This window comes from Spirosoma taeanense (assembly GCF_013127955.1).
Lineage (GTDB): Bacteria > Bacteroidota > Bacteroidia > Cytophagales > Spirosomataceae > Spirosoma > Spirosoma taeanense.
Map to the genome: position 1 here is coordinate 2,371,272 of NZ_CP053435.1, position 25,979 is coordinate 2,397,250.

Consider the following 25,979-nt stretch of genomic DNA (forward strand, 5'->3'; position numbering starts at 1 on the left):
GGGATGCTACATCCTAGCTCGTTCTATCGGTAATAACATCTTAATAATCCGAGTAACCAACCGTTAAAGGTAACTGGTTGAGAGCCTGCGTGAGCTGTTCGGCGTTGGGGGCAATGCCATGCCACTTATGGCTGCCCATCATGTAATCGACGCCATAGCCCATTTCAGTATGCATCAGAATCAGCGTGGGTACGTCGGGGTTCTCCTGCGATTTACGAAGCGTTTTTACTACGTCGGCCATGTCGTTACCCTTCATCTCATCAACGTGCCAGCCGAATGCTTTGTATTTAGCCCCGAGATCGCGGTTGTCATTTACGTTCTCCGTAGAACCGTCAATCTGCGCCAGATTAAAGTCAATGACTGCCGTCAGGTTACCCAGCTTTTTGTTAGGCGCGAACTGCGCTGCTTCCCAGATCTGGCCTTCCTGCTGCTCACCATCGCCCATCAGGACGTAAACGTGTTTGTCGTCGCCGTTCAGTTTCTTGGCGTAAGCGGCTCCACAGGCTACCGATAAACCCTGTCCCAGCGAACCCGAAGCAATCCGAATGCCCGGCAGATGCTCGGCCGTGGTTGGGTGTCCCTGCAGGCGGCTATCCAGCTTTCGGAACGTAGAGAGTTCTTCGATCGGGAAATAACCCGCCCGGGCCAGTACCGAGTAGAATACCGGCGAGATATGCCCGTTCGAGAGGAAAAACAAGTCTTCGTCGCGGCCATCCATATCAAAGATAGGCTTGCCGTTTGCGTCTTGTTTCCGGCGCATAATCTCAAAGTAAAGCGAAACCATAAAGTCGGTGCACCCAAGTGAGCCGCCGGGGTGGCCAGAGTTAACGGCCGCAACCATGCGGACGATGTCGCGCCGTACGGCGGTAGCAATTTGTTCGAGTTGCTCGATTTCCATAATGTATTGCGGACTGCCTGTCCGCAGGGGATTGTACAAAGTGCGGAGTGCCCGCGTTATTTTAAAATCTGTTCTGCGTGTTGTTTAGTATCTACTTTACCGATGATGTCAGTAATGATGCCGTTTTCGTCAATCAGGAAGGTGGTCCGAACGATGCCCATGTATTTGCGACCGTACATGGATTTTTCCTGCCAGACTCCATACGCTTCAGCTACCTGCCGGTCGGTATCAGCGATGAGTGAAAATGGCAGGTCATATTTACTGATAAACTTCTGATGAGACTTAGTGTCATCTAGGCTCACGCCCAGAACTTCATACCCTGCCGACTGAAGACCCGCGTAACTGTCGCGCAGACTGCACGCCTGCGCCGTACAACCCGACGTATCGTCTTTGGGGTAAAAGTAAAGCACAACCTTTTTGCCCCGGTAGTCGGATAGCCGGATAGGCTGGCCTTTCTGATCGATGCTGATGAAATCGGGGGCGGGATCGCCGACGGATAACTTCATCTGGTTATTGGTTTTCAGAATATAAATCTATGCGTTTGAACAGTTTAACTAGGGTCTGCCACTAACCCGAACGTTACGTTACCGCCTTCGCCGGCGTTTAACTGGGGCTTTTTTACGAACCACTGGTCGGGGCGTTTCAATTGTGGTCGTATCGGAGCCGATATTGCCAGACCGATCTTTCACCTGCACGATCACTTCAGCCCCAATCTCAAATGGTTCGTCAGGGTTCAGCTTATCCGACCACAGCAGTGCCCGTTTATAGTCGTACTGCATCAAAATCCACTCGCCGTTGACCAGCGCCCGAAACTGCGCAATGCCCGACAGGTCGTCACGAATCCGGGCCGAGATTCCGGCTGGTGTTGCCGACAGAATTTCAACCCGGGGCGGAGTTGCGTCCGTCAATAACTGAAAACGTCCCAGTGAGCGGGTTTTAAACTCGATCCGGCCTTTGTTCCAGGTTCCGCCCACAAAACTTTCGCGTCCGCCACTCGTCCAGTACGCTTTTGTCCGCATGGTGTCGATGGCGATGGGAAGGTTCGGGACGTATTGAACCGTCAGATAGTCGTTGAGCGGAATGGTAGGTTGGTTAATTTCCAGCCCTCCGCCCGGCACAGGCCGTACCGCGAGATGAAGTGTGTCAAATAAGGTCTTTGGGCCGAATTCCAGGCGGGCGTTACCGTCAACCAGGACTTCACTGCGGCCGGGCACAATCCGTTTTTTATAATTTGTTCGTACCACGCCCCGGCCAAACTGTACCGAATCCGGCAATGACTGGCGCAAATCTATAAGATAAATGGCTTGGTTGTTACGGACATAACTAACTGGCTGATCGGTCGTCGAACGACCCACGAAGAGTTTGGCAACTGGTGGATTCGTTGGGGATACGTTCCGAACCGTCAGTTTCAGCACGTTTTCGTCGGTCGTAATAGTCGCCGATGGAAGTCCGTCAAGCAGAGCCTCCGTTTCTCCGGTGTCGTCGCTATCGGCCTGGACAGCCAGCGAATCACTGCCAGCAGGAGCCGTAGCGGGCCGTTCGGGCAGAATTGTAAACGTTAGCCGGGCCGCATGATCGAAAGCATCAAACAGCGTCAGCGTAACTTCATGCGGACGCCCGTCGAGCAGAGGTAACCGACCCCGATAAGCCGCATTGGTAGGCAGTTTATACAAGTTCAGAATATTGCCGTCGGCTATGTAGCCCCGATGGTAGCGTTGCCCCGTGGTCTGCTCCACTTCATAATTCTCGTGGATATTCATGAACCGGGTTTGCTCATTGGGGAAGATGTTCATGTTGTACGCAAAGACCTCGCGACCGTCTAGCTTAATCTCTAGACAACTGATCCCATTCCGGTAGGGCGATCCGCTGGTTTTGTCATAACCCAGTACTTCCAGCCCAATCAGCCCCGATGCCGAGATGGGCTGCGTCAACGTATAACTGCCGTCGGCCCGGCGGACAGGCGCGTAACTGACGCGCTGGTATTCGCCGTTGATGCGTGAGGCTGGCGTCATGGTCTTCAGCGCAATCCGTTCAAAATAGGGGGGAACTTCGTCCTGAATTTCGGGGAAGTTAAAGAGCAGGGGGTTGATAAGGTTGTCATTCGCATCCCGAACCTCGAAGTGCAGGTGCGGCCCGCCCGAACCGCCCGTATTGCCCGACGCGGCAATGACATCGCCCTGCTTCACCGGAAACTGGCCCGGTGCGGGCCGAAGGTCGATTTCAAACGTTTTTTTATCGTACTGCTGCTGCCGAAGATACGTACCCAGCGTGTCATTAAGCGTCTTCAGATGGCCATAAACTGTCGTGAGCCCGTTGAGGTGCTTAATGAAAATGACATTCCCGTAGCCAGCCGTGAAGACCGCAATGCGCGATACGTACCCATCGGCGGCTGCGTGGACGTCCAGCCCTTCGCGTCCGCCTGTGCGGATATCCAGCCCCGCATGAAAGTGGTTCGCCCGCAAATCGCCCAGACCACCCGCCAGCGAGTTACGGCTGCCCGGCATGATTGGGAACAGAAAATAACCCGGTGGTGCAGCACTAACCGCCTTCGCGACAATCGGCTGATTGACGATAGACTCTGGCATTCGGGACGAACTCGTGCTGGTTTGCCCCAGCGCCAGGCCCGAACCCAGCAGGGCTAACAGGAAATTATGGATCGGTAATCGTTTCAAAAGCAAAAATTAGATAGAAAACGCCCTGGTTCAGATTCGGCTCCTGCAACAACGGTGCTGCTCTTGGCATACCTGCCTGTTGAACCAGCCCTAATTACTTAACGTCGAACTCAAGCATTTTCTGGTTCTCAATATAAGCCATCAGGCGATCACCAACCTGAACCGGCCCAACGCCTTTGGGGGTACCCGTAAACAGAATATCGCCCTGCTGCAGCAGAAAATACCGGGATACGAATGAAATCAGATAATCGATTTTAAACAGCATCAGGCTCGTGTTACCCTGCTGACGGGTTTCGCCATTTACCTCCAGGTGGAAGTTGAGGTTTTGCAGATCCGGGAAGTCGGTCTTCGGCCTGAACTGGGAAATAGGAGCGGAGCCATTGAAGCCTTTTGCCAGTTCCCAGGGCAGACCCTTTGCCTTTAATTTCGACTGAACATCGCGGGCCGTAAAATCAACGCCAATGCCGATTTCGTCGTAATACTTATGCGCAAACTTCTCGTCGATGTTCTTACCGACCCGGTTTATCCGCACCAGAATCTCAACTTCATGATGGACGTCGCTGGAGAATTCGGGATAAAAAAACGGCTCGTTCTTTAGCGGAATTGCCGTTTCGGGTTTCATGAAAATGACCGGATCGTCGGGTTGTTCGTTATTGAGTTCCTTAATGTGTTCGACGTAATTGCGGCCAACGCAGATAATCTTCATGCGGAAAAAGTCATTAAGTAGTCATTGTGTGGTCGGGGATTGTCATTCGTTAAAAATAGCTCAATTGACCATGAATGACAGGATAACCACGTAATGACTTTTTAAACGAATGGGAACGGCACAAATCTAAGGAGGAAAGAGAGCCTGACCGCACCAGTAAGGAAAAATTTGAACAAATCCAGCCGGTTGCAGGTCATATATCGTCGAATAACCATTCAACAAAAACGCAAAAAGATGAGAAACACACTTTTAGGTATGATGGCGCTGGTCGCTTTAGTAACCGCCTGCGCTCGCGTACCCCTAACCAATCGCCGACAGTTGCTGCTTGTACCGAACGACCAGATTCTGGCGCTTAGCAGCCAACAATATAAGCAGTTTCTCGACACCAGTCAGGTAGTGCGTTCCGGCGATGCCGAAATGGTTCGGCGTGTAGGAACCCGAATTCGTCAGGCTGTGGAACAGTATCTGAATGCTAATAATCTGGGCAGCCGGCTGGAAGGGTTCAACTGGGAGTATAACCTGGTGCAGAGTCCGCAGGTAAACGCCTGGTGTATGCCCGGTGGCAAGATTGTGGTCTATTCCGGCATACTGCCTTATACGCAGAACGAAGCGGGTCTGGCTACCGTAATGGGCCACGAGGTGTCGCACGCCATTGCCGAACACGGCAACGAACGCATGAGCGAAAGCCTGGTTGCCAATGGACTGCTTCAGGTAGGCCAGGCGTATCTGGGCTCGCAGGCGCAGCAAAGCACAACCACCCGGGCGCTGCTGATGCAGGCGGTTGGCGCTACGCTTCCTGCAGCCTATCAGGTTGGTCGGGCTCTACCCCACAGTCGGAGCCAGGAATCGGAGGCTGATCACCTTGGACTCATCTTTATGGCTATGGCAGGCTATAATCCGCAGGAAGCGGTTGATTTCTGGTCGCGCATGGCGAAAGCCAGCGCCGGAAAAAGCACACCCGAATTTTTGTCGGATCACCCGTCTGATGCGCGTCGGATCAGTGATCTGCAGAAGTTGCTGCCCGAAGCCACGAAATATTACAATAACTCCCGCCGGAATAGTTAGGCGTAACGATATAAACGAACGAAGCCGGAGCGATTGCCCCGGCTTCGTTCGTTTAGCATAAGTGCTGACAGTAGAATTAAACGACTTCTTTCAAAACCTGCTCTACTTTCTCAGCGGCTTCTTTCAGCAGAACAGCCGAATAAACTTTTAATCCCGATTCGTCGATGATGCGGGCTCCTTCTTCGGCATTAGTACCCTGCAACCGGACAATGATCGGCACTTTAATGTCGCCAATGGCTTTGTAGGCTTCGACAACACCCGTTGCCACCCGGTCGCAGCGGACAATACCCCCGAAAATATTAATCAGGATAGCTTTTACGTTCGGGTCTTTCAGGATAATGCGGAAACCGGCTTCAACTGTCTTGGCGTTTGCACCGCCCCCTACGTCGAGGAAGTTAGCCGGTTCTCCACCCGACAGTTTAATAATGTCCATCGTGGCCATGGCCAGTCCGGCGCCGTTCACCATACAGCCTACATTACCGTCGAGTTTTACGTAGTTGAGGTCATTCGCCGTCGCTTCGACTTCGAGGGGATCTTCTTCCGTAATGTCGCGTAGGTTGGCCAGATCGGGATGCCGGTAGAGTGCGTTGTCGTCCAGGTTTACTTTTGCATCAACCGCCAGGATTTTGTTGTCTGACGTTTTCAGCACCGGGTTGATTTCAAACATCGAGGCATCCGTATCGACGTAAGCTTTGTAGAGCGACGTGACGAACTTCACCATCTCCTTGAAGGCTTCGCCCTCAAGACCCAGTCCGAACGCAATCTTCCGGGCCTGGAAAGGCTGTAAGCCAACGGCCGGATCGATCCACTCCTTCACGATCTTCTCGGGGGTGCTGGCGGCTACTTCTTCGATGTCCATACCGCCCTCAGTGCTGGCCATGATGACATTGCAGGCTTTACTGCGATCGAGCAGGATACTGATGTACATCTCTTTCGGCTCCGATGCGCCAGGGTAAAACACGTCCTGCGCTACGAGCACCTTATTGACTTTTTTGCCCTCGGGGCCGGTCTGGTGCGTAACAAGCACGTTGCCAATGAGATTTTTGGCAATCTGACGCACGTCGTCGACCGACTTGGCGACGGCTACGCCCCGCTGTTCGCTCCCGACGACCTTGCCCTTACCACGTCCGCCGGCATGAATCTGCGATTTCACAACGACAAACTTAGAGCCGGACTGCGCCATGATCTGCTTGGCGGCTTCAACGGCTTTTTCGGGCGATTCGGCCACGATGCCCTCCTGAATCCGGACGCCGTACTTTTTGAGAATTTCTTTCCCCTGATACTCGTGTATATTCATGACAACTGCAACAAGGATTGTTGGAAATCGTATTTTTGCGCGGCAAATTAGTTATTTATTTTGGTTTGGAGTTTGAGGTTTAACGTTTGACGTTGCATCTGAAGCCAACTTCAAACAATAAACGCCGAACTTCGAACAGGATGCCGCTTCTTCAAGCCCTTGATTTACGCCGGAATTACGGTGATTTAAACGTTCTGAAAGGAATCAATCTGACAATCGATTCGGGCGAAGTAGTATCGATCGTAGGGGCTTCGGGAGCCGGAAAAACTACGCTGCTCCAGATTCTGGGAACGCTCGACCGACCGGATACAGGCGAACTGCACATTGACGGGCAGAATGTCTTTCAACTCAACGACCGGCAACTGGCCCGTTTCCGCAATGAGCAGATTGGCTTTGTGTTTCAGTTCAATAACCTGCTGCCTGAGTTTACGGCCCTCGAAAATGTGTGTCTGCCGGGGTTCATTGCGGGGAAGCTAGAACGGGACGTGCGCGAGCGGGCCGAGTCGCTGCTGTCCACCCTGGGCCTGCGCGACCGACTGAATCATCTGCCGTCTCAGCTATCTGGTGGTGAGCAGCAGCGAACGGCCGTTGCCCGGGCGCTGATCAATGAACCGGCTATTGTGTTTGCCGATGAACCCAGCGGGAATCTGGATTCGCGTAACGCCGAAGATCTTCATCAACTTTTTTTTCGACTTCGCGATGAACTAGGGCAAACCTTCATCATTGTTACGCATAATGAAGTATTAGCTGCCCTAGCCGACCGTACTGTAACCATCCGGGATGGGGTTTTATTTACCTGAAATGGGGCAGATCAATAAGTTTTCGGTCCGTACAGTTAGATTGTGTTGAGTAGTTATACTTAAAAAATGGTTTGTCAATTTTAAACTGTTCGGTTTAACGTATTGATTTGTAGGTATTTATTTGATTAGTATAAATTTTTTTTGCGAAAAAGAATTAATCTTCATTACTTTTGTTTTATAATTGTGTCGAAAAGAAAAGTTTTTCATAACGTTGAGTAAATCAGAAAGCCAAGAGAGTGTCTCGCTTGGCTTTTTTGTTTATAAAAGGTTAGCCTGATTAGTGCGGCCGCTTTTCTTCTGGTTTGGCTTTCAAACTAGCTCCAGGGCCGAAAACGACGACCATAAAAAAAGCCGGTTTCTCAACCGGCCTGAACTGTTGAAAACTACCCGTGTTTTTCCAGCACCGTTTCCAGTTCTTCGACTTCCATCAAGCCTTCGGCGGTTACGGCCTTGAGTCGAACAGGCAAAATCTCATTGATTAGCAGCGGGTCGTATTTAGCCACAACACGGACATAGTTCTCTGTAAAGCCCTGCATCAGGCCGTTTTCAACATCTTCTTCAAACAGGACCGTAGCGTGTTGATCTACCTGTAAGTCGTAAAAAGCCCGGCGTTTCTTGTCCGAAAGGATATGCAGCATTTTTGAGCGTTCTGCCCGGACATGACCCGGCACAACTGGTTTAATAGCCAGCGCGGTGGTATTGGGCCGTTCGGAGTACGTAAAGACGTGCAGGTAAGAGACCGGCAGCTCGTTCAGAAACTGATACGTTTCCTTAAACGCTTCGTCGGTTTCGCCAGGGTGCCCAACGATGACATCAACGCCAATGCAGGCGTGGGGCATCAAGTTCTTGATTTTAGCGATCCGGTCGGCATACAGTTCGCGTTTGTAACGACGGCGCATCAGTCCAAGGACCCCGTTGCTGCCCGATTGCAGCGGAACGTGAAAGTGCGGAACAAATCGTTTCGATTGAGCGACAAACGCAATGATCTCGTCGGTGAGAAGATTAGGCTCGATGCTCGAGATCCGGAACCGCTCGATTCCGTCTACGTCATCAAGTGCCTGCACCAGTTCAAAGAAAGTCTCCAGCCGGTGACCATTGACCAGACCAAAGTCGCCGATGTTAACGCCCGTCAGGACGATTTCTTTGACTTCCCGACTGGCAATTTCCCGGGCGGCTTGTACTACGTTAGCGACCGTATCAGATCGGCTTTTACCCCGGGCGAGTGGGATCGTGCAATAAGCGCAGGGGTAATCGCAGCCATCCTGCACTTTCAGGAAGGTACGCGTGCGGTCGTTCAGAGAATACGACGCGTGGTAATCAATCGCATGCTCGATGGGTGAGTTGAACACCCGCGCCGGCTGTCCGACCGGGACTTTCTCAAAAGTCGGCATCAGCTCATGCAGCCTGAATTTTTCGGCCGCTCCCAGTACCGCATCCACACCGGGAATCGCCGAAATTTCGGCTGGTTTTAGCTGAGCGTAGCAACCCAGGATCGCTACATAACCATCGGGGTTGATTTTCTGGGCCTCGCGGACAATTTTCCGACATTTCTTATCGGCATTGTCCGTTACCGAGCAGGTATTAATAATAAAGATGTCAGGCTGCTGGTTGAACTCCACCCGCTCATACCCCTGCTGCTCCATCAGCCGGGCCAGCGTCGAGGTTTCCGAGAAGTTGAGTTTGCACCCGAGTGTATAAAAAGCGACTTTTTTCACGAGTATCAGAAAATGTGTTTGGCTTACGGCCAGCGTAGCCACCCGACCCACAAGTTGACGAGGCCGGTTCTGGCCAATTTACAAAAAAACAGCGCAGCGGGTTCCTTATGCTCTGAATGAAAAGGACCTATCGTTAGCTGATATTAAAGGCTTTTCCGCGAAGGAATATTCGAGTTTGGCGGATATTAGCTTATAATACGAAGCTATTCAGCCGAAAACAGGCAAATAGTAGCTATTCATGTGTTTGGTTGACTTATTCTGGTTTTGATAAAAAATATGGCCCGTTTCTGTATCAAACGAATTATTATTATAATTTTTCCATAAAAACCATTAAAAATATGGCTAAAAGGCGGGTGTGCATTTAAAACTTATTGTGAAGCCGCATTATATTTGCTGAACGTATCGTAACAGACGCCCGATAACTAACCAATCCACCTGTATCCCATGGCAAAGTCGAAGTTAGAGTACATTTGGCTCGATGGCTACAAGCCCACCCAAAGCTTACGTTCTAAAACCAAAATTGAGGCCGACTTCTCGGGTAATCTGGAAGACTGCCCACTCTGGTCGTTTGATGGCTCCTCAACTGAGCAGGCTCCCGGCGGCTCGTCGGACTGCTTGTTGAAACCGGTTTTCATTTGTCCGGACCCGCAGCGCAAGAACGGCTTTCTTGTAATGTGTGAAGTACTGAACGCAGATGGTACGGCCCACGAGTCGAATGGTCGCGCTACGATTGAAGACGATGATAACGACTTCTGGTTTGGTTTTGAGCAGGAGTACTTCCTTTGGGATATGGCCATCGACAAGCCGATGGGCTTCCCGGCAGAAGGCTTTCCAAAACGCCCGCAGGGCCCCTATTACTGCTCAGTTGGGGCACAGAATGCCTTTGGCCGATACATCGTTGAAGAACACCTGGACGCTTGTCTGGACGCTGGCCTGAACGTTGAAGGAATCAACGCAGAAGTAGCAACCGGTCAGTGGGAGTTCCAGATTTTCGCGAAAGGCGCCAAAGACGCAGGTGATCAGATCTGGGTAGCCCGTTACATTCTGGAACGCATTGGCGAGAAATACGGTGTTTCGATCAACTGGCACTGCAAGCCGCTGGGCGCTACGGACTGGAACGGTTCGGGTATGCACGCTAACTTCTCGAACTCAGTACTGCGCACAGCCGGCAGTAAAGAAGTTTACGACAAAATCTGTCAGTCGTTTGCCCCGGTAGTTAAAGAACACATCGCTGTTTATGGTGCCGACAACGAACAGCGCCTGACGGGTAAGCACGAAACGCAATCAATCGACCAGTTCTCATACGGAGTTTCTGACCGGGGCGCTTCGATCCGTATCCCCATTGCTACGGTAGAACGCGGCTGGAAAGGCTGGCTCGAAGATCGTCGTCCGAACTCGGCAGCTGATCCGTATAAAGTAGCTGCCCGTATCATCAAGACCGTTAAGTCGGCAGATGTGCTGGAAGCCGTATAGGTCTGATTAAGTTCATACTGAACGAAGCCCGACTGCGCACGCAGTCGGGCTTTTTCTTTATTACCCGTTGTAATCCGACCGGATGGCATGTATGTTTGGTTGATTTTTGGACTAAACACCATCCGTATCGCACATGTCTAATTTCCGTTTTAAAGCCCTTGAAATTGCCCAGAGCCGGCAGGCCATACCCGTAACGGCTCCGACGGAGCGCGTCGGCGATTTCTTTGGTAGTAATACGTTCAATAATGAGGTTATGCGGGCGTTGCTATCGCCCGAAGCTTACCTTAAAGTAACCGAAGCCATCCAGACCAACGGTCAGATTGACCGAAACATAGCCGATGAAGTGGCCGGGGCCATGAAGTCATGGGCAACGTCACGAGGGGCCACGCACTATACCCACTGGTTCCAGCCGCTGACGGGGGAAACGGCTGAAAAACACGACGCTTTTTTCGACATTACGATTGATGGTAAAGCCATTGAGAAATTCAAAGGCAGCGCCCTGGTTCAGCAGGAACCGGATGCCTCATCGTTTCCGAATGGCGGCCTGCGTAATACGTTTGAAGCACGCGGCTATACCGGCTGGGACCCGTCGTCCCCTGCTTTCCTGATGGATAATGGCGCCGGTGGAAAAACGCTCTGTATCCCATCCGTTTTTATATCCTACACGGGCGAGGCTCTCGACTACAAAACACCTTTGCTCAAAGCCCTGTATGCCCTGGACAAAGCCGCAACGGCCGTCTGTCAGTATTTCGACCGGAACATCACTAAAGTTACCCCAACGCTTGGTCCTGAGCAGGAATATTTTGTGGTTGACCGCGCTTTGTTCTATGCCCGGCCGGATCTGGTCCTGGCGGGCCGAACGGTTTTCGGCCACCAGCCCGCTCGGGGTCAGCAACTGGACGATCATTATTTTGGTTCGATCCCGCCCCGAATCAACGCCTTTATGGTGGATTTTGAGTTCGAGTCCATGAAACTAGGCATGCCCGTCCGGACGCGCCATAACGAAGTGGCACCGGGGCAGTTTGAGGTGGCGCCGACCTTCGAGGAGGTAAACCTGGCTATTGACCACAATGCGCTGCTGATGGATCTGATGGAGAAAATTGCGCAGAAGCATAATCTGAAGGTCTTATTTCATGAAAAGCCGTTTGCTGGCATCAACGGTAGCGGGAAGCACAACAACTGGTCGATGGGAACCAATACGGGTGCTAACCTGCTGGCGCCCAGTACGAAGCCTAAAGAGAGTCTGCGTTTCCTGACATTCCTGGTCAACGTCATCAAGGCTGTCCATGATAATGCTGATCTGCTCCGGGCGAGCATTGCCTCAGCCGGTAACGAATACCGCCTGGGCGCTAACGAAGCCCCGCCGGCCATTGTGTCGATCTTCCTGGGCGAAACGCTGACGAGAGCCCTCAACGATCTGGAAACCAAATCGGAGGTGACCGTCAACAAAGGCGATAACGTGTACTATAAGCTGGGGCTGAACCGTATTCCAAGTCTGATGCGCGACAATACCGACCGTAACCGAACGTCGCCATTTGCCTTTACGGGCAATAAGTTTGAGTTTCGGGCCGTGGGTAGTTCGGCCAACTCAGCTTCAACCATGACCGTATTAAACGCCATTGTAGCCGATCAGCTCAACAAATTCAAAACCGATCTGGATGCCCGGCTAACCCGCGGAGAAAAGAAGGAACTGGCCATTGTCGATATCCTGAAAGAATATTTCGCCAACTCTAAACGGATTCTCTTTGAGGGCAACGGGTATTCTGACGAGTGGGTTGATGAGGCCGCAAAGCGTGGTTTGTCGAACATTAAATCGTCGCCCGAAGCGCTGAAAGTGTATATCCAGCCCGAATCGCTGGCGCTGTTCGAGCGGACAGGGATCATGAGCCATGCCGAGGTTGAGTCGCGCTACGAAATTGAGCTGGAGAAATACATCAAGAACGTACAGATTGAATCGCGGGTGATGGGCGATCTGGCCATGAACCACGTCGTTTCAACGGCCCTTAAATACCAGAATAAATTAGCCGAAACCGCCCGCAATATGGTTGAGCTGGATATGGCTACCGAGGCCGAACCGCTCAAGGATATTCTCCGCGAAATATCGACCCGGGTAATGGTTATTAAGAAAGGCGTTGAGTCGATGATTGAGTCGCGCAAGCGGGCCAATAATGTAACCGATACGGCCGGTAGGGCGCATCTTTACGCAACGGAGGTCAAAGAGCATTTTGACGCAATCCGCTACGAGGTCGATAAACTCGAACAGATCGTTGATGATGAAGACTGGCCGCTGGTGAAATACCGGGAACTGCTGTTTGTCAAGTAATCGAAACACTGCCGAAGCTGGAGCGGGATTTAGGTAAGTAGTATGAATGGTCTGATTTTACTTTATAATAGAAGTGAACAAATCAGGTGAATCCGGAAACGTACATAAATCCCGACTCTAATTTTCTTCGCGAACTGACCGGCCTGCCGCATCGCGGAGCCGCCACACCCTGCGAGATTGAAGCCGGTCGCCTGCTCGAAACCTATCTGACTGGCATGGGCGCTACCGTGCGGAAGGAACCCTTTCAAACGCCCCGAACCTACGTAACTATAGTCTATTGGCTTATTGGCGGCCTGTTGGCAGGTTTGCTGCTGGTGCCGGTCACGGGCGTAGCAATTGGTTTCGTCTGGTATTTTACGTGGCTGGCCTGGCGATACTTCAACTGGCGTTACTCCTTCATTACAAAATTTCCGGTTCAGCATACGGCCTACAACATAGTCGGCCGCTGGGCTTCTGATACAGCCGTCCGACAGAAAATAATCTTAATGGCGCATTACGATACCGCCCCGGTGTCGTTTCTGTATGGGCCGAAACAACAGGCCCGTTTTAGATCCTCGCTGATTGTGTCGCTGATTCTGATGGCGCTGGCGGCACTGGTCGCTACGTTTGAAGCGTTTGGGGTCGGTTTGCCGTACATACCGCAGATACGGTATGTCCTGATGGTATACCTGGTTGTGCAGGCCGTTATGAGTACGGCGGGTTACTGGATTAAAGGCTATACGAACGGTGCAAGCGATAATGCGACGGGCGTTGCAGCCGCGCTGGCCACTGCCGACCGGCTTCGGGAAATGGAACTGCCCAATCTGGATCTGGAAGTCGTGCTGACCAGTGCCGAAGAGGTGGGGATGATCGGGGCGCATCAATACGTAGAAGCCCATAAAAAAGAATGGAACCCCGCCCAGACGCTGGTGATCAATTTTGATACGCTTGGCGCCGGTAGGCTGACGGTTGTTGAGCGGACCGGAACGCTCGAAGTCATTCGCTACGACAATATACCCACCCAACTGGCCCGTAATCTGCTCCAGACCGACGCTTTCCGCAACCGCGCTCAGTTCGGCCGCTGGCACACCGCCGATTTTGATAGTGTGTGGTTCGTGCGTAACCGCATTCCTGTATTGGCTCTGTGCGCCCTGGATTCGGCTGGCCAGATGCCCTGCATTCACCAGCCCGACGACAAACTGGCTCAGATTGACCCGACGGTTATGCAGACAGCCGTCGATCTGGCCGAGGCTACTATTCACAAGTGGATGGCTGAGCCAATCATGGCTCGGTAACGGCTTCCGAGCGGGTGAGATATATCCAGCCCATCTAAGCTAACGGTGAAAACAACAGTAGGTTGGCTACATGAGCGACTGACTGGCTCGATCTGAGCTATGGTCTAAATGAAGTAATTTGCCTATTGCCCATAGGGCATTATCCATTACTTTTGCCGCATGGCTAATTACAAAAATGAAGGGTTCGATCCCGAAGAGATTAGCGCACTCAAAGAAGAGTGTCGGCAGGAAGGTAAATCGTTTGTCTACGTAGAAGACGACGATCTGGACGTACTGGAATCGGGCGAGTGCGTCCATGTTCAGTTTCCAGGACAGTATCAGGGCCAGGAGGTGATCTTTGATGCACTGGTTTATACACTCCGGCTTCACCACAGCAGCCTGGTTTACGAAATGGCTGTAGAACAGGTTCGAAAAACATATCCCGAATACGTACCGCCCGAAGACCGTAAGCCCGGTTATAAGATCTCGCCCGAGATGGAAGAGGAAGCCGAGACGGCCCTGACGGAAATTATTGAGGAAATCGAAGAAACCGAAACGGTTAAGGTACAGGAGCACGTTGAGGTCGATACCAATTTCGACTACGGGATCAGCCTGGACGTATGCCTGAACGTAGAAGAAATAACCGACGAAGTAGTGGAAAACTTTGTCCAGAATTTCAAGGCCAACGCCCTGCATTTAGACAATACGCTGTACTCGTTTACGAGTGAAAGCGACGAGTAAACCGTCATTCATAGTCATTGATTGTCATTAAGTAGTCATGCGGCAGGCGACTGTCTGACAGGAAATGATTATACGTGACAATCAATGAATTCCAATGGCTAGATTTTCCGGCACCGAAACTTACGTCGCCACCCGCGAGCTGAGCACGGCCGTCAACGCGGCTATGCAGCTCCAAAAACCGCTGCTGATAAAAGGTGAACCCGGTACGGGGAAAACCCTGCTGGCCTACGAAATCGCGCAGTCGCTCGGCAAGCCGCTGTACACCTGGCACGTAAAATCCACAACCTCGGCACAGCAGGGACTGTATGAGTATGATGCCGTGTCGCGTCTGCGGGATTCGCAACTGGGCGATGGAAAAGTCGGCGAGCTGAGCCATTACATCCGGAAAGGCAAACTCTGGGAGGCATTCGAGGCCGACGAGCAGGCCGTGCTGCTGATCGACGAAATCGACAAGGCCGACATTGAATTCCCGAACGATCTGCTGCAGGAACTCGACCGCATGGAGTTCTACTGTTATGAACTGCAGCGGACCATCACGGCCCGCCACCGGCCGGTGGTGATCATTACGTCGAACAACGAGAAAGAGCTACCCGATGCGTTCCTGCGCCGGTGCTTTTTCCATTTCATTCGGTTTCCCGATCGCGAGACCATGCAGCAGATCGTGACGGTTCACTTTCCGAACCTGCCCCAGGAGCTCATGACTAAAGCGATGTCGGTCTTCTACAGCATCCGCGACGTAAAGGCTCTCAAAAAGAAACCATCCACGAGCGAACTGATCGACTGGATTCGGCTGCTGCTCGTGGCGGGCGTCACCCACGATGATCTGAATGATCTTGATACGCTGAATGAACTGCCGCCGTATCTGGGCGCGCTGCTGAAAAACGAGCAGGATACCGATCTGATGCTGGCGTTACGTAGAAAAGGAAACCGGCCGTATTAAAATACAGAATGATAAACTCTAAATGCACGAACAGCCTATCATTTATCATTCTGTATTCATCATTCCTCTTCCCCCATGTTCCTCGATTTCTTTCTTCTCCTCCGCCAGAACGGATTGCCGGTTACGCTGCCGGAGTATCTGACACTGCTCTCGGCGATGCGGAGCGACGTGGGGGCTACGAGCGTTGAGGATTTTTACTTCCTGAGCAAAACGGCTTTGGTTAAGCACGAACAGCACCTCGACCTGTTCGATCGGTTGTTTGGCGAGTACATTGCCGACAGCCCGGCTTCCTCCGCCGAAACGCTGCCTGATGTGCCGCCCGATTGGCTTCGCAACGCGCTCGATAGCCAGCTCACCGACGACGAGAAAGCCGCTATCGAAGCCATGGGTGGCCTGGATAAGCTCTGGCAGGAACTCCGCGACCGGCTCAACGAGCAAAACGAACGGCACGAAGGCGGTGACCGCTGGATTGGCACCGGTGGAACTTCGCCCTTTGGCGAGCATGGCTATAATCCGGAAGGATTCCGGATGAACCCGGACGAGCCGGACAAATCGCAGCGTAACCACAGGGCTACGAAAATCTGGGAACAGCGGGCCTATAAAAACCTGGACGATCACGTAGAACTGAACACGCGCAATCTCAAGCTGGCCTTACGTCGGCTACGGATTCTAACCCGTGAAGGCGCTGACGATGAACTCGACATGGACGCAACCATCGACAGCACGAGCCGCAATGCCGGACTGCTGGACATCCGGATGCAGCCATCACGGAAGAACCGGGTCAAGGTGCTGATGCTGTTTGATGTGGGCGGTTCGATGGATGAGCACATTGACTTGTGTTCGCACCTGTTTTCGGCTGCCCGCTATCAGTTCAAGCATCTGGAGTTTCTGTACTTCCATAACTGCCTCTATGAGACGTTGTGGAAAGACAATACGCGTCGGCGGGAGCGGGTTCCTACCTGGGAAGTACTCCACAAATACAATCGGGAGTACAAGGTGATTTTTGTGGGCGACGCGGCCATGGCGCCTTACGAAATAACGATGGCCAAGGGGAGCGTAGAGCATTATAATCTGGAAGCGGGTATCGTCTGGCTCGATCGGTTCAAGGCGCAGTACCCGCACCTGGTCTGGCTCAACCCGAACATAGCCGCTTACTGGCCATACACCGTGAGCACGAATATGATCCGGGAGTGGTCAGGCAACCGCATGTTTCCGTTAACGCTCAACGGGCTGGAACAGGCGATGAAGTGCCTGAAGAATCCGAAGCTGGTGTTCAACGGATAGATTAGGAGCGACTTCGGCTTTTCTAGATAAAAGCAAGTAAGCCTCCTTTCTAAACCCTTCACACCGTATGGCACGCGTAATTTTTGGCGGCATCATCGCCGTTCTGTTATTGGGCCTTTACGCTTACGCCATCATCTACGCTATTCTTGCGGTATATTGTTCGCTCGAAACGGGCTGCACAGATTATCCCAAAAACCTGAACGAAGGCATCAATACCGTACTAACCCTCGTTGGCGGGCTGGTGTCGGCCCTTGTCGTGGCCGAGCTGGCCATCACGAAGCCGGGCGATACGCCCACGGCCCGCTTGCTGAATACCGGAAGTACACCGACGGCGAATAAAACGGTAGGCATTATTGCCGTCGTGTATATTGCTGTCTGGCTCGTTTGTGGTGTAGCGTCGTTGATTGTGGGCTATCTGCAGTACCCGGACGTAGTGCCGGTGCTGACCGCATCGGCTAAAGGCTGGCTGGGTCTGGCCGTCGCGGCTGCTTATTCCTACCTAGGCGTTAAATAGTCCCGCCCTGCACGCCGGGCCGCTAATTGCCGTATTTTTGGGTTACGTATGCATTTATTTTATCAACCTGAGCCTGTTCAGCACCTGACCGAAGAGGATTCGCGCCACGCCGTCCGAACCCTTCGCCTGAAAACCGGCGATTCAATTACGGTGACAGACGGACACGGAAACCGCCATTCGGCCGTTATTACTCAGGCCGATGCGCGCCGGTGTCAGTTCCGGATCAGGGACACCCAAACGACAGTTCCCCGACCGTTTTCAATTCGAATCTGCGTAGCGCCGACGAAAAATCTGGATCGTATCGAGTGGTTTATCGAAAAGGCCGTAGAACTGGGTATTGAGCGGATCAGCTTTTTTTATGGGCAGCATTCCGAACGCCGGGCGCTCAAGCTGGAACGGTTAGAAAAAATTGCCGTTGCGGCTATGAAGCAGTCGTTACAAAGTTTTGTGCCTATCCTCGATGAGGCCCTTTCGTTTACGGATTTCCTGAAAACAGTCAGTGAAGATCAGCGGTTTATTGCGCATCTGTCCGACCAGAAACCACCGGTCAGTCTGTTGAAAGCCGCTGCCACCGGCGGTCGGTATGCGGTTCTGATCGGGCCGGAGGGCGATTTTTCGGATGCGGAAATTCACCAGGCGGTTTCGGTGGGTTTTCAGTTGGTAACGCTCGGCCCGAACCGGCTTCGTACCGAAACCGCTGCCCTGACTGCCTGCCAGATTCTGAACGTCATTCAGTGGGAATATTAAGTGATTGTGTGTTGTTATAAGAGCCGATGAAACGAGTTGTCTTAGTTGCCTTCCTGATGGCCTGCTGTTCGCTGGCAGACGCCCAGTATGCTTACAAAATAGCGAAACTGAAATATAATGGTGGGGGCGACTGGTACGCCAATAAAACCTCCCTGCCGAATCTGATCAAGTTCGCCAACGCCAACCTGCGGATGAATATCTTCCCCGAAGAAGACATCGTGGAGCCGGGGAGTCCCGATTTGTTCGGGTATCCGTTTGTGCACATGACCGGCCACGGTAACGTAAACTTTAGCGATGCCGATGTGCAGAATCTGCGCCGGTACCTGATGTCGGGGGGCTTTCTGCATGTCGATGACAACTATGGTATGGACAAATACATCCGGCGCGAAATGAAGAAGGTGTTTCCCGAACTGTCGTTTGTCGAGCTGCCCTTCAACCACCCGGTCTATCAGCAGAAGTTCAAATTCCCGGCGGGGTTGCCAAAAGTTCATGAGCATGACGGCAAGGCTCCGCAGGGTTTCGGCCTGATCTATCAGGGACGGCTCGTCTGTTTTTACAGCTACGAATGCGATTTGGGGAACGGATGGGAGGACCAGAGCGTTTATAATGATCCGGAGCCGGTGCGTCAACAGGCTTTGCGTATGGGAGCCAACCTCCTGCAGTATGCAACTACAATAAATTAATTAAAGTATTATTTGGTGAGGGTGACCCAAATCCATTTAAATTTCGTTAGTTTTGTAGGAGTATTTTAAGTAACTCAGTCTTCACCTTTAAACAATCGACATTGTGATTGTACTGGCCGCATTTATTGGACACTGGTATCTGTCCCTATTCTGCCAAACCTTCTTTCTGCATCGCTACTCAGCTCATAAAATGTTTTTCATGAGCAAATTCTGGGAGCGTTTCTTCTACGCACTGACTTACGTGTCGCAGGGTTCTTCGTACCTGAGCCCACGTGCGTATGCCGTGCTGCACCGGATGCACCACGCCTTCAGTGACACCCCCCAGGACCCACACTCGCCCCATCATACCAAGAACGTTTTCACAATGATGTGGAAGACGAAAAATATTTACAACGCGGTTCTACACCGTAAAGCCCCTATTGATCGGCAGTTCGACCGGAACTACCCGGAGTGGAGCCTGATCGAGAAAATAGGCGATTCCTGGATGTCACGCGTTGGCTGGGGTGTTGTGTACAGCCTGTTCTACATCTTTGCGTTCATCTATTTGGACATGCACTGGGCGTTCTTCTTCCTGCTGCCGGTTCATTTCGTGATGGGACCTGTACACGGTGCAATCATCAACTGGAGCGGCCACAAATACGGCTATGCCAACTTTGACAACCACGATAAGTCGAAAAACTCGCTGATTCTGGACGTCGTTATGATGGGCGAACTGTTCCAGAACAACCACCACAAGCGGCCGAACTCGGCAAACTTTGGTGCCAAATGGTTCGAGTTCGATCCTACCTATCCGGTTATTGGCGTGCTGCACAAACTGCACATTATTCGTCTGCGGCCATCTGCCGAAGCTAAAAAAGCGCAGCAGGAGGTTGGTCACGACCGGTTGGTTAACGAAAAAGTTGAAGCGTAATAGTTAACACTGTATAACAGAAAAGCCCCGGAACCTTCCGGGGCTTTTCTGTTATAGACCCATTTGATCAGAGTAAAATCGTCGCAATATCCTGCCAGGACTTTACGCGCCGGAACTCCTTATCGTCGCGGTTATGGAGCGCGTCGAAGAGAAGTCCTTCGCCCTGAAAGGTGCGGAGGTTACGAGGCAGATCGTCGATGAGGTAAGCCGTATTGAGAATGCTTTTATCGCCCAGGAACACGTAATGGTGCCAGGTGATTGCCGGAAAATGCTCTTGGAGCCAGTCCCACTTTTCCCGCAGGGAGTTCGGGAACTCCTGTGCGGCCGTAGCAATAAACACATCGTACTTCGTCATCAGGTCGGCTATTACGTCCTGCGCGCCTTCCATAACGGGAATATCCCGGAAAAAGCCCGGCTCGTAAACCCGGCGGGATAAGATGTTGTATTCGTCTTCATCGAACAATTCGTGAAACGATTTTTCCTTTAGCTCTTTCAGGGTGTAGCGGGGCGTTTCGCCTGCAAGATAGAGTTGAACAAACTTGGCATGGGTATCGGCCATGACGTCGTCCATATCAATGGCAATGCGTTCTCTCATTCGATCAGGGTGTATTGCTGAAATCAATTTACGTACCAGACTCCTGGACGCAGATTCGCGAATCCGCGCCCAGGCCTAAGTTGGCCAAAGTTAGGGGCAAGATGTCGTTTTTTTACAAAGTGCGGCTGCGGACCCGGTTATAGTTTTGTCCTATCTAAACGCCCGGTCTCTCACTGAGCTAATCCGGCTCCTGCAAAACACCTTGTCTTATGTTTCACATCTTTAACCAATCCTGTGCCCTTGCGCTGCTGGCGTATGGCCTACTGAATGTAACTATGAGCAATGCCCAAACCCAAACGCCCGTAGCCAGCGAAGAAGAGCCGCTGCGGCAACTTGTTAAACAGGTAGAAAACGGCTGGAACGCGCATGACAGCCGGGCTTTTTCGGCTCCGTTTGCTGCTGATGCCGATTACGTTGTGGTAAATGGTATGTACCTGAAAGGTCGGGAAACCATTGATCAGGGGCATGCGGTTATCTTTAACAGCATCTACAAAAATAGTCATAACGTTGGAACGGTGAAGGCTATCCGCTTCCTGCGCCCGGACGTAGCGGTTGCGCATGTGGAGTGGGACCTGGAATTTCAGGCGGGTGATAAGCTCCAGAAAAGTAAAGCGCTGAACACAATGGTGCTGACAAAAGAAGCCGGACAGTGGCATATTGCAGCTTTTCACAATACACCTGTGCTCAACAATAACCGGTAAATAAGCGGTAGGGTAACCTGTTGACCATCAGTCTGTAAACGGCTAAATTTGCTTACTGACGGTCAGCAGGTTATAGCCCTATGCTCACGGTACAAAAAGCCGCTCCATCGGCGCCTTTGCAGGCTTATGTGATGGAGTACATTTTAATCGACGTTTCCATGTTGCCCAATGGCAACGGATCAACCTGGACGCGCCTGCTGCCGGCGCCGGTTGAGCAAACGCTGATTTATTACCTGTCTGGTGAAGTCAAGACGACCTACCACGATGGGCAGACAATAGAGGTTCCGCCGGGTAATCTGGTCGGCCAGCCTGTTCACCGTATCCTACTGACGAATTCGGCCAGCCTGACGATGTTCATGGTGCGTTTTCGACCTTCGGGCTTTTTCCGGCTTTTCGGTGTACCCATGCCGTTGTTTACGGATAGTCATGAAGACGTTACGCTGGTATTGGATTCGCCCGTGCGCAGTCTGCACGAGCAGTTGGTGAATGCCCCTACATTCGGCGAGATGGTTCTTCGGACAGAGCAGTTTCTGAGCCGTCCAGCAGTTAGTCCCCGCCATTCTACCCGACCCGTTGACTGGGCTATCGGGCGAATGTTCGACCCGGACGCCGGCGAAGAGCGACTCGATAAACTGGCCGACTATGCCTGTCTGAGCAGCCGGCAGTTTGAGCGGAGTTTTGTTGAGCGGGTAGGGGTACCCCCCAAATTATATGCCCGGCTGATTCGATTCAACCGGGCTTTACGTTACCGGCAGGCCCACCCTGAGGAAAGCTGGCTACAGGTAGCCTACGCCACGGGGTATTTCGATCACGCCCACCTAATCCGCGATTTTAAACACTTTGCTGATGTGTCGCCTACCGACAGCCAGATGCAGCAGCACCTGGCTCTACTGAATACGTAATGTTACAACCGGCGTTCCAGGTCAAACTGTTCCAGATAATCCGCAACACGCCGGACAAACTGCCCACCCAGCGAGCCATCGACTACGCGGTGGTCGTAGGAGTGCGACAGGAACATCAACTGCCGGATGCCGATGAAATCGCCCTGGGGCGTTTCGATGACGGCGGGTTTTTTGACGATCGCACCAAAGGCCATAATGGCTACCTGCGGCTGTACAATAATAGGCGTCCCCATCAGGTTTCCGAAGGTGCCAATATTCGAGATCGTATAGGTGCCGCCCGCCAGATCATCGGCGGTGAGTTTATTCTCGCGGGCGCGTTTGGTCAGGTCGTTCACCTTTCGGGTCAGGCCAACCAGATTATACTGGTCAGCATCATGAATGACCGGAACAATCAGGTTACCATTTGGCAGGGCCACGGCCATGCCAATATTAACTGATTTCTTAACGATGATCGAATCGCCTTCCACCGAGACGTTGATCATCGGAAAGTCTTTGATGGCTTTGACAATGGCTTCAACCAGAATAGGCGTGTAGGTGAGGTTTTCGCCGGTCTGCTGCTTAAACTGATCTTTCATACGCGTCCGCCATTGCACCACGGGCGTCAGGTCGGCTTCGACAAACGAGCTGACATGGGGCGATGTCTGCTTCGACTCGACCATCCGCTGCGCAATCATCTTGCGCATTCGGTCCATCTGGATGATGTCGGTCTGCCCACTGATGGAGCCATTGGTTTTTCCATTGACTGGCGTCGCCGGGACTGGTTGCGGTTCACTGCGGGTTAGGGCAGGAGCCGCTTCGGCCGGTATAGAAGCGGGCTGAGCCTGGGGGGCTTCCGCGCGATTGCTTACGTAAGCCAGAATGTCTTTCTTCGTAACGCGGTTATCGGCTCCAGAACCGGGTATGCGGTCGAGTTCATCGCGCGAAACCCCCTCTTCTTTAGCTATATTGAGGACAAGGGGTGAATAGAACCGATTGGCGAATACGGGAGCTGCTTCCGTTTCCGGAGTAGCGGCCAGGGTTGTAGCCGAAGCAGCTACTGCTTTACCGGGCGTTCCCCGGCTGCTCATGGCCGAGATGCTGGCTTCCAGGTCGTGGGCGGCCGTAGCCACATCGGCTTCCGGGGCCGCTTCTGCTTCGGCCTGTACATTCGCTAGGTCACCAACGCCAACGGGCGTTTGGTCGGCGTTATCGGGGCCCGCTCCGGCCGGAGTAGTCGGTTCAGCGCCGACGGTCTCTTCGGTTTCAATGCGGGCAATCGGCGCGCCAACGGCCACTACGTCGCCGTCGTTGACCAAAATCTCTTTCAAAATGCCGTTCTGCGGAGCCGGAACTTCGGTGTCGACCTTGTCGGTGGCCACTTCCAGCACGGATTCGTCGGCTTCAAGACGGTCGCCGGGCTGTTTGAGCCACGTAATGACCGTGCATTCCATAATACTTTCGCCCATTTTGGGCATAACCATGTCGATGAGCATATAGCAAAGAGTGAAAGAGCAATAGAGTGAAAGGGTGAAGATGCCACAAGAGCGCTCCTCATCCGTTGACGTTTTCGCTGATTGTTTCCCGCAGCAAATTTAGCAGATAAGTCGTGGTAAGCTGGATATTCTGGTCGCGGTACTGACCGAGTTTCAGCAGGCGCGTAACGGTCCGGTCGGGTATGGCGCAGGCAATCCAGATGGTGCCAACGGGTTTGTCGGGTGTGCCACCGTCGGGGCCGGCAATACCGCTCGTTGCAATGCCAACATCTGTGCCCAGAGTTTTCCGAACACCTTCCGCCATCTGCCGGATGGTTTCTTCGCTGACCGCGCCAAACTGCTCCAGCGTTTCCGGCTTTACGCCCAGTTGATTCACTTTTACGTCGTTGCTATAGGCGATGATGCTGCCCCAGAAATAGGCCGATGAACCCGGTACGCTGGTGATTCGGCTAGCAACGAAGCCGCCCGTACAGCTTTCGGCGGTTGCGAGGGTCAGGTTTTGACGAAGCAGGAGATAGCCGATTACGCTCTCCAGCGTATCGTCATCGTAGCCATACACGTTCTTCTCGATCAGGGGCAGAACGTTCTCAACCTGTTCGGCCAGTTCCCGATCAAGCACGGCTTCATCCTGGCCCGTGGCTGTCAGTCGCAACCGAACCCCGCCAAAACTGGGCAGATACGCCAGCCGGATATGCGGAGGCAGGGCGTCTTCCCAGGTTTCAATTCGCTCAGCCAGAAACGATTCGCCAATACCGGCCGTCAGGATCATTTTATGCTTGATAACCGGCGTTTCAAAACTCGCGCGCAGTTTGGGCAGAATCCGGTTGGCCATGAGGTGCTTCATTTCAAACGGCACGCCCGGCAGTGATACGTACACCCGCCCTTCGTAGTCAAACCACATGCCCGGTGCGGTGCCCCAGTCGTTCTGCATATAAACTGCATTGGCGGGCAGATCAGCCTGGCCCCGGTTCAGATCGGTCATTTCACGGCCCCGCTTTTCAAAAAACTGGGTAACCAGCGCCAGGGCCGTTTGATTGCGAACCAGCTCGACGCTAAAATACGTGCAGAGCGTTTTTTTAGTGATGTCGTCTTTTGTTGGCCCCAGGCCCCCTGTTATAATGATAACATCGGCGCGCTGGTGGGCTTCGTGCAGAATCTGCAGAATGGCTTCTGTCTGATCGCCTACTGACGACTTGCGCACGGTGCGAATACCAATATTGGTTAATTCGGTACTAATCCACTGCGTGTTGGTATCGGTGATCTGTCCGAATAGAATTTCGTCGCCGATAGTAACTACTTCGGCCCGGATGGAGTTGGTCATAAAGAATATGATCGGACTGGCGCGTTAACGAAACCGCTCCAGTAGACAAAGCAGACCCTTTTAAACCTATGGCTGCTCCTGCGGTCAAAAGTACGAAAAAACGATTTAGGCCTATTGGCCGTTAATCAGTGAATAACCTGGATTGAGAAGCAATGAAGAAAAAGGCAATAGGAGCCGCTCTGGTGGCCATTTCGTTAAGTACGACACTGTATGCACAGGATAGCACCCGGAAACAATCGTCTGGTAGCGGCATATTTGGCAGAATACTGGATGCCGTAACGCAGCCTGCGGGCGCGTCGGGTAGTCTGACCGGCAGCGACATTGCGGCTGGTTTAAAAGAAGCCCTGCGGGTCGGGATTAACAAAGGTGCTGATCAGGCATCGGCGAAAGATGGATACTTCAAAAACGCACTGATCCGGATTGCGTTTCCACCCGAAGCCCAGCAGGTGGCTACGCGCCTGCGCCAGATTGGGCTGGGGCCGCAGGTCGACAAGTTTGAGCTGTCGCTGAACCGGGCTGCGGAAGATGCCGCCAAACGAGCGAAGCCCGTATTCATCAGCGCTATTACGCAGATGACCATTCAGGATGCTGTTGGCATTCTGCGCGGGCAGGACGACGCGGCTACGCAGTATCTGCGCCGTACATCGGGCCAGCAACTGGTGGCCGAGTTTACGCCCATCATTGACAGCACCCTGAAAACCAACCGGGCAACGCGTTACTACAGTGATCTGGTGAATACCTACAACAAACTGCCTTTCGTGCAGAAAGCTAATCCGAACCTGACGGAGTACGCGACCAGTAAGGCTGTTGACGGTCTGTTTATTCTGGTGGCGCAGGAAGAAAAGAAAATTCGCGAGAATCCGGCCGCCCGCATCACCGAATTGCTGAAGCGCGTTTTCGGGGGGCAATAAGACAGGGGCGCGTTCGCTCGTGGGCAGAAATAAAGCTTTAATATTACGACTGCCCA

23 protein-coding genes and 1 pseudogene are annotated in these 25,979 nt (G+C 52.6%); 15 read left to right on the forward strand and 9 right to left on the reverse strand.

What is annotated here, in order from left to right; translation table 11 throughout:
* Window positions 1-40: 40 nt before the first annotated feature.
* From HNV11_RS10015 to HNV11_RS10030, 4 genes and pseudogenes are all read right to left on the reverse strand, one after another.
* Complete coding sequence (locus HNV11_RS10015; protein ID WP_171742137.1) at window positions 41-898, reverse strand: transketolase; 858 nt, start codon at window positions 896-898, stop codon at window positions 41-43.
* A gap of 56 nt (window positions 899-954) precedes the next feature.
* A complete protein-coding gene (gene bcp / locus HNV11_RS10020; protein ID WP_171739531.1) occupies window positions 955-1,404 on the reverse strand; it encodes a thioredoxin-dependent thiol peroxidase in 450 nt (149 codons plus the stop codon).
* Between the two features lie 78 nt (window positions 1,405-1,482).
* Complete coding sequence (locus HNV11_RS10025) at window positions 1,483-3,483, reverse strand: M23 family metallopeptidase (RefSeq protein ID WP_171742138.1); 2,001 nt, start codon at window positions 3,481-3,483, stop codon at window positions 1,483-1,485.
* Between the two features lie 181 nt (window positions 3,484-3,664).
* Window positions 3,665-4,285 (reverse strand): annotated as a pseudogene (locus HNV11_RS10030) (fumarylacetoacetate hydrolase family protein); the annotation flags it as partial.
* Between the two features lie 225 nt (window positions 4,286-4,510).
* Here HNV11_RS10030 and HNV11_RS10035 point away from each other — a divergent pair.
* Entirely contained in the window at window positions 4,511-5,341 is an 831-nt protein-coding gene (locus HNV11_RS10035; RefSeq protein ID WP_171739533.1) for a M48 family metallopeptidase, read from the forward strand.
* A 76-nt stretch (window positions 5,342-5,417) separates the two neighbouring features.
* On the opposite strand, the gene sucC is transcribed toward HNV11_RS10035, so the two are convergent.
* On the reverse strand, window positions 5,418-6,638 hold the full coding sequence (gene sucC, locus HNV11_RS10040; RefSeq protein WP_171739534.1) for an ADP-forming succinate--CoA ligase subunit beta: 1,221 nt from the start codon (window positions 6,636-6,638) through the stop codon (window positions 5,418-5,420).
* Window positions 6,639-6,778: 140 nt separating this feature from the next.
* On the opposite strand from sucC, the gene HNV11_RS10045 reads away from it, so the two are divergent.
* Entirely contained in the window at window positions 6,779-7,438 is a 660-nt protein-coding gene (locus tag HNV11_RS10045) for an ABC transporter ATP-binding protein (RefSeq protein ID WP_171739535.1), read from the forward strand.
* A gap of 383 nt (window positions 7,439-7,821) precedes the next feature.
* Here HNV11_RS10045 and mtaB read toward each other — a convergent pair whose 3' ends face one another.
* Window positions 7,822-9,153: a tRNA (N(6)-L-threonylcarbamoyladenosine(37)-C(2))-methylthiotransferase MtaB gene (gene mtaB / locus HNV11_RS10050; protein WP_171739536.1), complete on the reverse strand. Its 1,332-nt coding sequence runs from the start codon at window positions 9,151-9,153 to the stop codon at window positions 7,822-7,824.
* Between the two features lie 444 nt (window positions 9,154-9,597).
* Between mtaB and HNV11_RS10055 the strand changes: the two genes are divergently transcribed.
* From HNV11_RS10055 to HNV11_RS10100, 10 genes are all read left to right on the forward strand, one after another.
* The gene (locus tag HNV11_RS10055; RefSeq protein ID WP_171739537.1) at window positions 9,598-10,626 is read left to right on the forward strand and encodes a glutamine synthetase beta-grasp domain-containing protein; all 1,029 of its coding nucleotides are present in this window, start codon (window positions 9,598-9,600) and stop codon (window positions 10,624-10,626) included.
* Window positions 10,627-10,759: 133 nt separating this feature from the next.
* On the forward strand, window positions 10,760-12,949 hold the full coding sequence (locus HNV11_RS10060) for a glutamine synthetase III family protein (protein ID WP_171739538.1): 2,190 nt from the start codon (window positions 10,760-10,762) through the stop codon (window positions 12,947-12,949).
* 86 nt (window positions 12,950-13,035) lie between these two features.
* Complete coding sequence (locus HNV11_RS10065; protein ID WP_240163899.1) at window positions 13,036-14,223, forward strand: M20/M25/M40 family metallo-hydrolase; 1,188 nt, start codon at window positions 13,036-13,038, stop codon at window positions 14,221-14,223.
* 159 nt (window positions 14,224-14,382) lie between these two features.
* Window positions 14,383-14,943 carry a hypothetical protein gene (locus tag HNV11_RS10070; RefSeq protein ID WP_171739539.1) on the forward strand — a complete coding sequence of 187 codons (561 nt, stop codon included), beginning with the start codon at window positions 14,383-14,385 and terminating at the stop codon, window positions 14,941-14,943.
* 94 nt (window positions 14,944-15,037) lie between these two features.
* Window positions 15,038-15,883 carry an AAA family ATPase gene (locus HNV11_RS10075; protein ID WP_171739540.1) on the forward strand — a complete coding sequence of 282 codons (846 nt, stop codon included), beginning with the start codon at window positions 15,038-15,040 and terminating at the stop codon, window positions 15,881-15,883.
* Window positions 15,884-15,958: 75 nt separating this feature from the next.
* On the forward strand, window positions 15,959-17,167 hold the full coding sequence (locus HNV11_RS10080; protein WP_171739541.1) for a vWA domain-containing protein: 1,209 nt from the start codon (window positions 15,959-15,961) through the stop codon (window positions 17,165-17,167).
* A gap of 67 nt (window positions 17,168-17,234) precedes the next feature.
* Window positions 17,235-17,681: a hypothetical protein gene (locus HNV11_RS10085; RefSeq protein ID WP_171739542.1), complete on the forward strand. Its 447-nt coding sequence runs from the start codon at window positions 17,235-17,237 to the stop codon at window positions 17,679-17,681.
* A gap of 48 nt (window positions 17,682-17,729) precedes the next feature.
* Entirely contained in the window at window positions 17,730-18,428 is a 699-nt protein-coding gene (locus HNV11_RS10090) for a 16S rRNA (uracil(1498)-N(3))-methyltransferase (protein WP_171739543.1), read from the forward strand.
* Between the two features lie 26 nt (window positions 18,429-18,454).
* Window positions 18,455-19,111: a DUF4159 domain-containing protein gene (locus tag HNV11_RS10095; protein ID WP_171739544.1), complete on the forward strand. Its 657-nt coding sequence runs from the start codon at window positions 18,455-18,457 to the stop codon at window positions 19,109-19,111.
* Window positions 19,112-19,214: 103 nt separating this feature from the next.
* Complete coding sequence (locus tag HNV11_RS10100) at window positions 19,215-20,021, forward strand: acyl-CoA desaturase (RefSeq protein WP_205402752.1); 807 nt, start codon at window positions 19,215-19,217, stop codon at window positions 20,019-20,021.
* A gap of 67 nt (window positions 20,022-20,088) precedes the next feature.
* Here HNV11_RS10100 and HNV11_RS10105 read toward each other — a convergent pair whose 3' ends face one another.
* Window positions 20,089-20,616, reverse strand: a complete 528-nt coding sequence (locus HNV11_RS10105) for a 5' nucleotidase, NT5C type (RefSeq protein WP_171739545.1) — start codon at window positions 20,614-20,616, stop codon at window positions 20,089-20,091.
* Between the two features lie 209 nt (window positions 20,617-20,825).
* Between HNV11_RS10105 and HNV11_RS10110 the strand changes: the two genes are divergently transcribed.
* Together HNV11_RS10110 and HNV11_RS10115 are read left to right on the forward strand one after the other, a co-directional pair.
* Window positions 20,826-21,317 (forward strand): SgcJ/EcaC family oxidoreductase, encoded by a 492-nt coding sequence (locus HNV11_RS10110; RefSeq protein ID WP_171739546.1) that lies wholly within the window; start codon window positions 20,826-20,828, stop codon window positions 21,315-21,317.
* Window positions 21,318-21,397: 80 nt separating this feature from the next.
* A complete protein-coding gene (locus HNV11_RS10115) occupies window positions 21,398-22,219 on the forward strand; it encodes an AraC family transcriptional regulator (protein WP_171739547.1) in 822 nt (273 codons plus the stop codon).
* 2 nt (window positions 22,220-22,221) lie between these two features.
* Here HNV11_RS10115 and HNV11_RS10120 read toward each other — a convergent pair whose 3' ends face one another.
* Together HNV11_RS10120 and HNV11_RS10125 are read right to left on the reverse strand one after the other, a co-directional pair.
* Window positions 22,222-23,691, reverse strand: coding sequence for a dihydrolipoamide acetyltransferase family protein (locus HNV11_RS10120; protein ID WP_240163901.1), 1,470 nt, complete (start codon window positions 23,689-23,691; stop codon window positions 22,222-22,224).
* A 58-nt stretch (window positions 23,692-23,749) separates the two neighbouring features.
* Window positions 23,750-25,012, reverse strand: a complete 1,263-nt coding sequence (locus HNV11_RS10125) for a competence/damage-inducible protein A (RefSeq protein ID WP_171739548.1) — start codon at window positions 25,010-25,012, stop codon at window positions 23,750-23,752.
* A gap of 152 nt (window positions 25,013-25,164) precedes the next feature.
* On the opposite strand from HNV11_RS10125, the gene HNV11_RS10130 reads away from it, so the two are divergent.
* Window positions 25,165-25,923 (forward strand): DUF4197 domain-containing protein, encoded by a 759-nt coding sequence (locus tag HNV11_RS10130; protein ID WP_171739549.1) that lies wholly within the window; start codon window positions 25,165-25,167, stop codon window positions 25,921-25,923.
* Window positions 25,924-25,979: the final 56 nt, after the last annotated feature.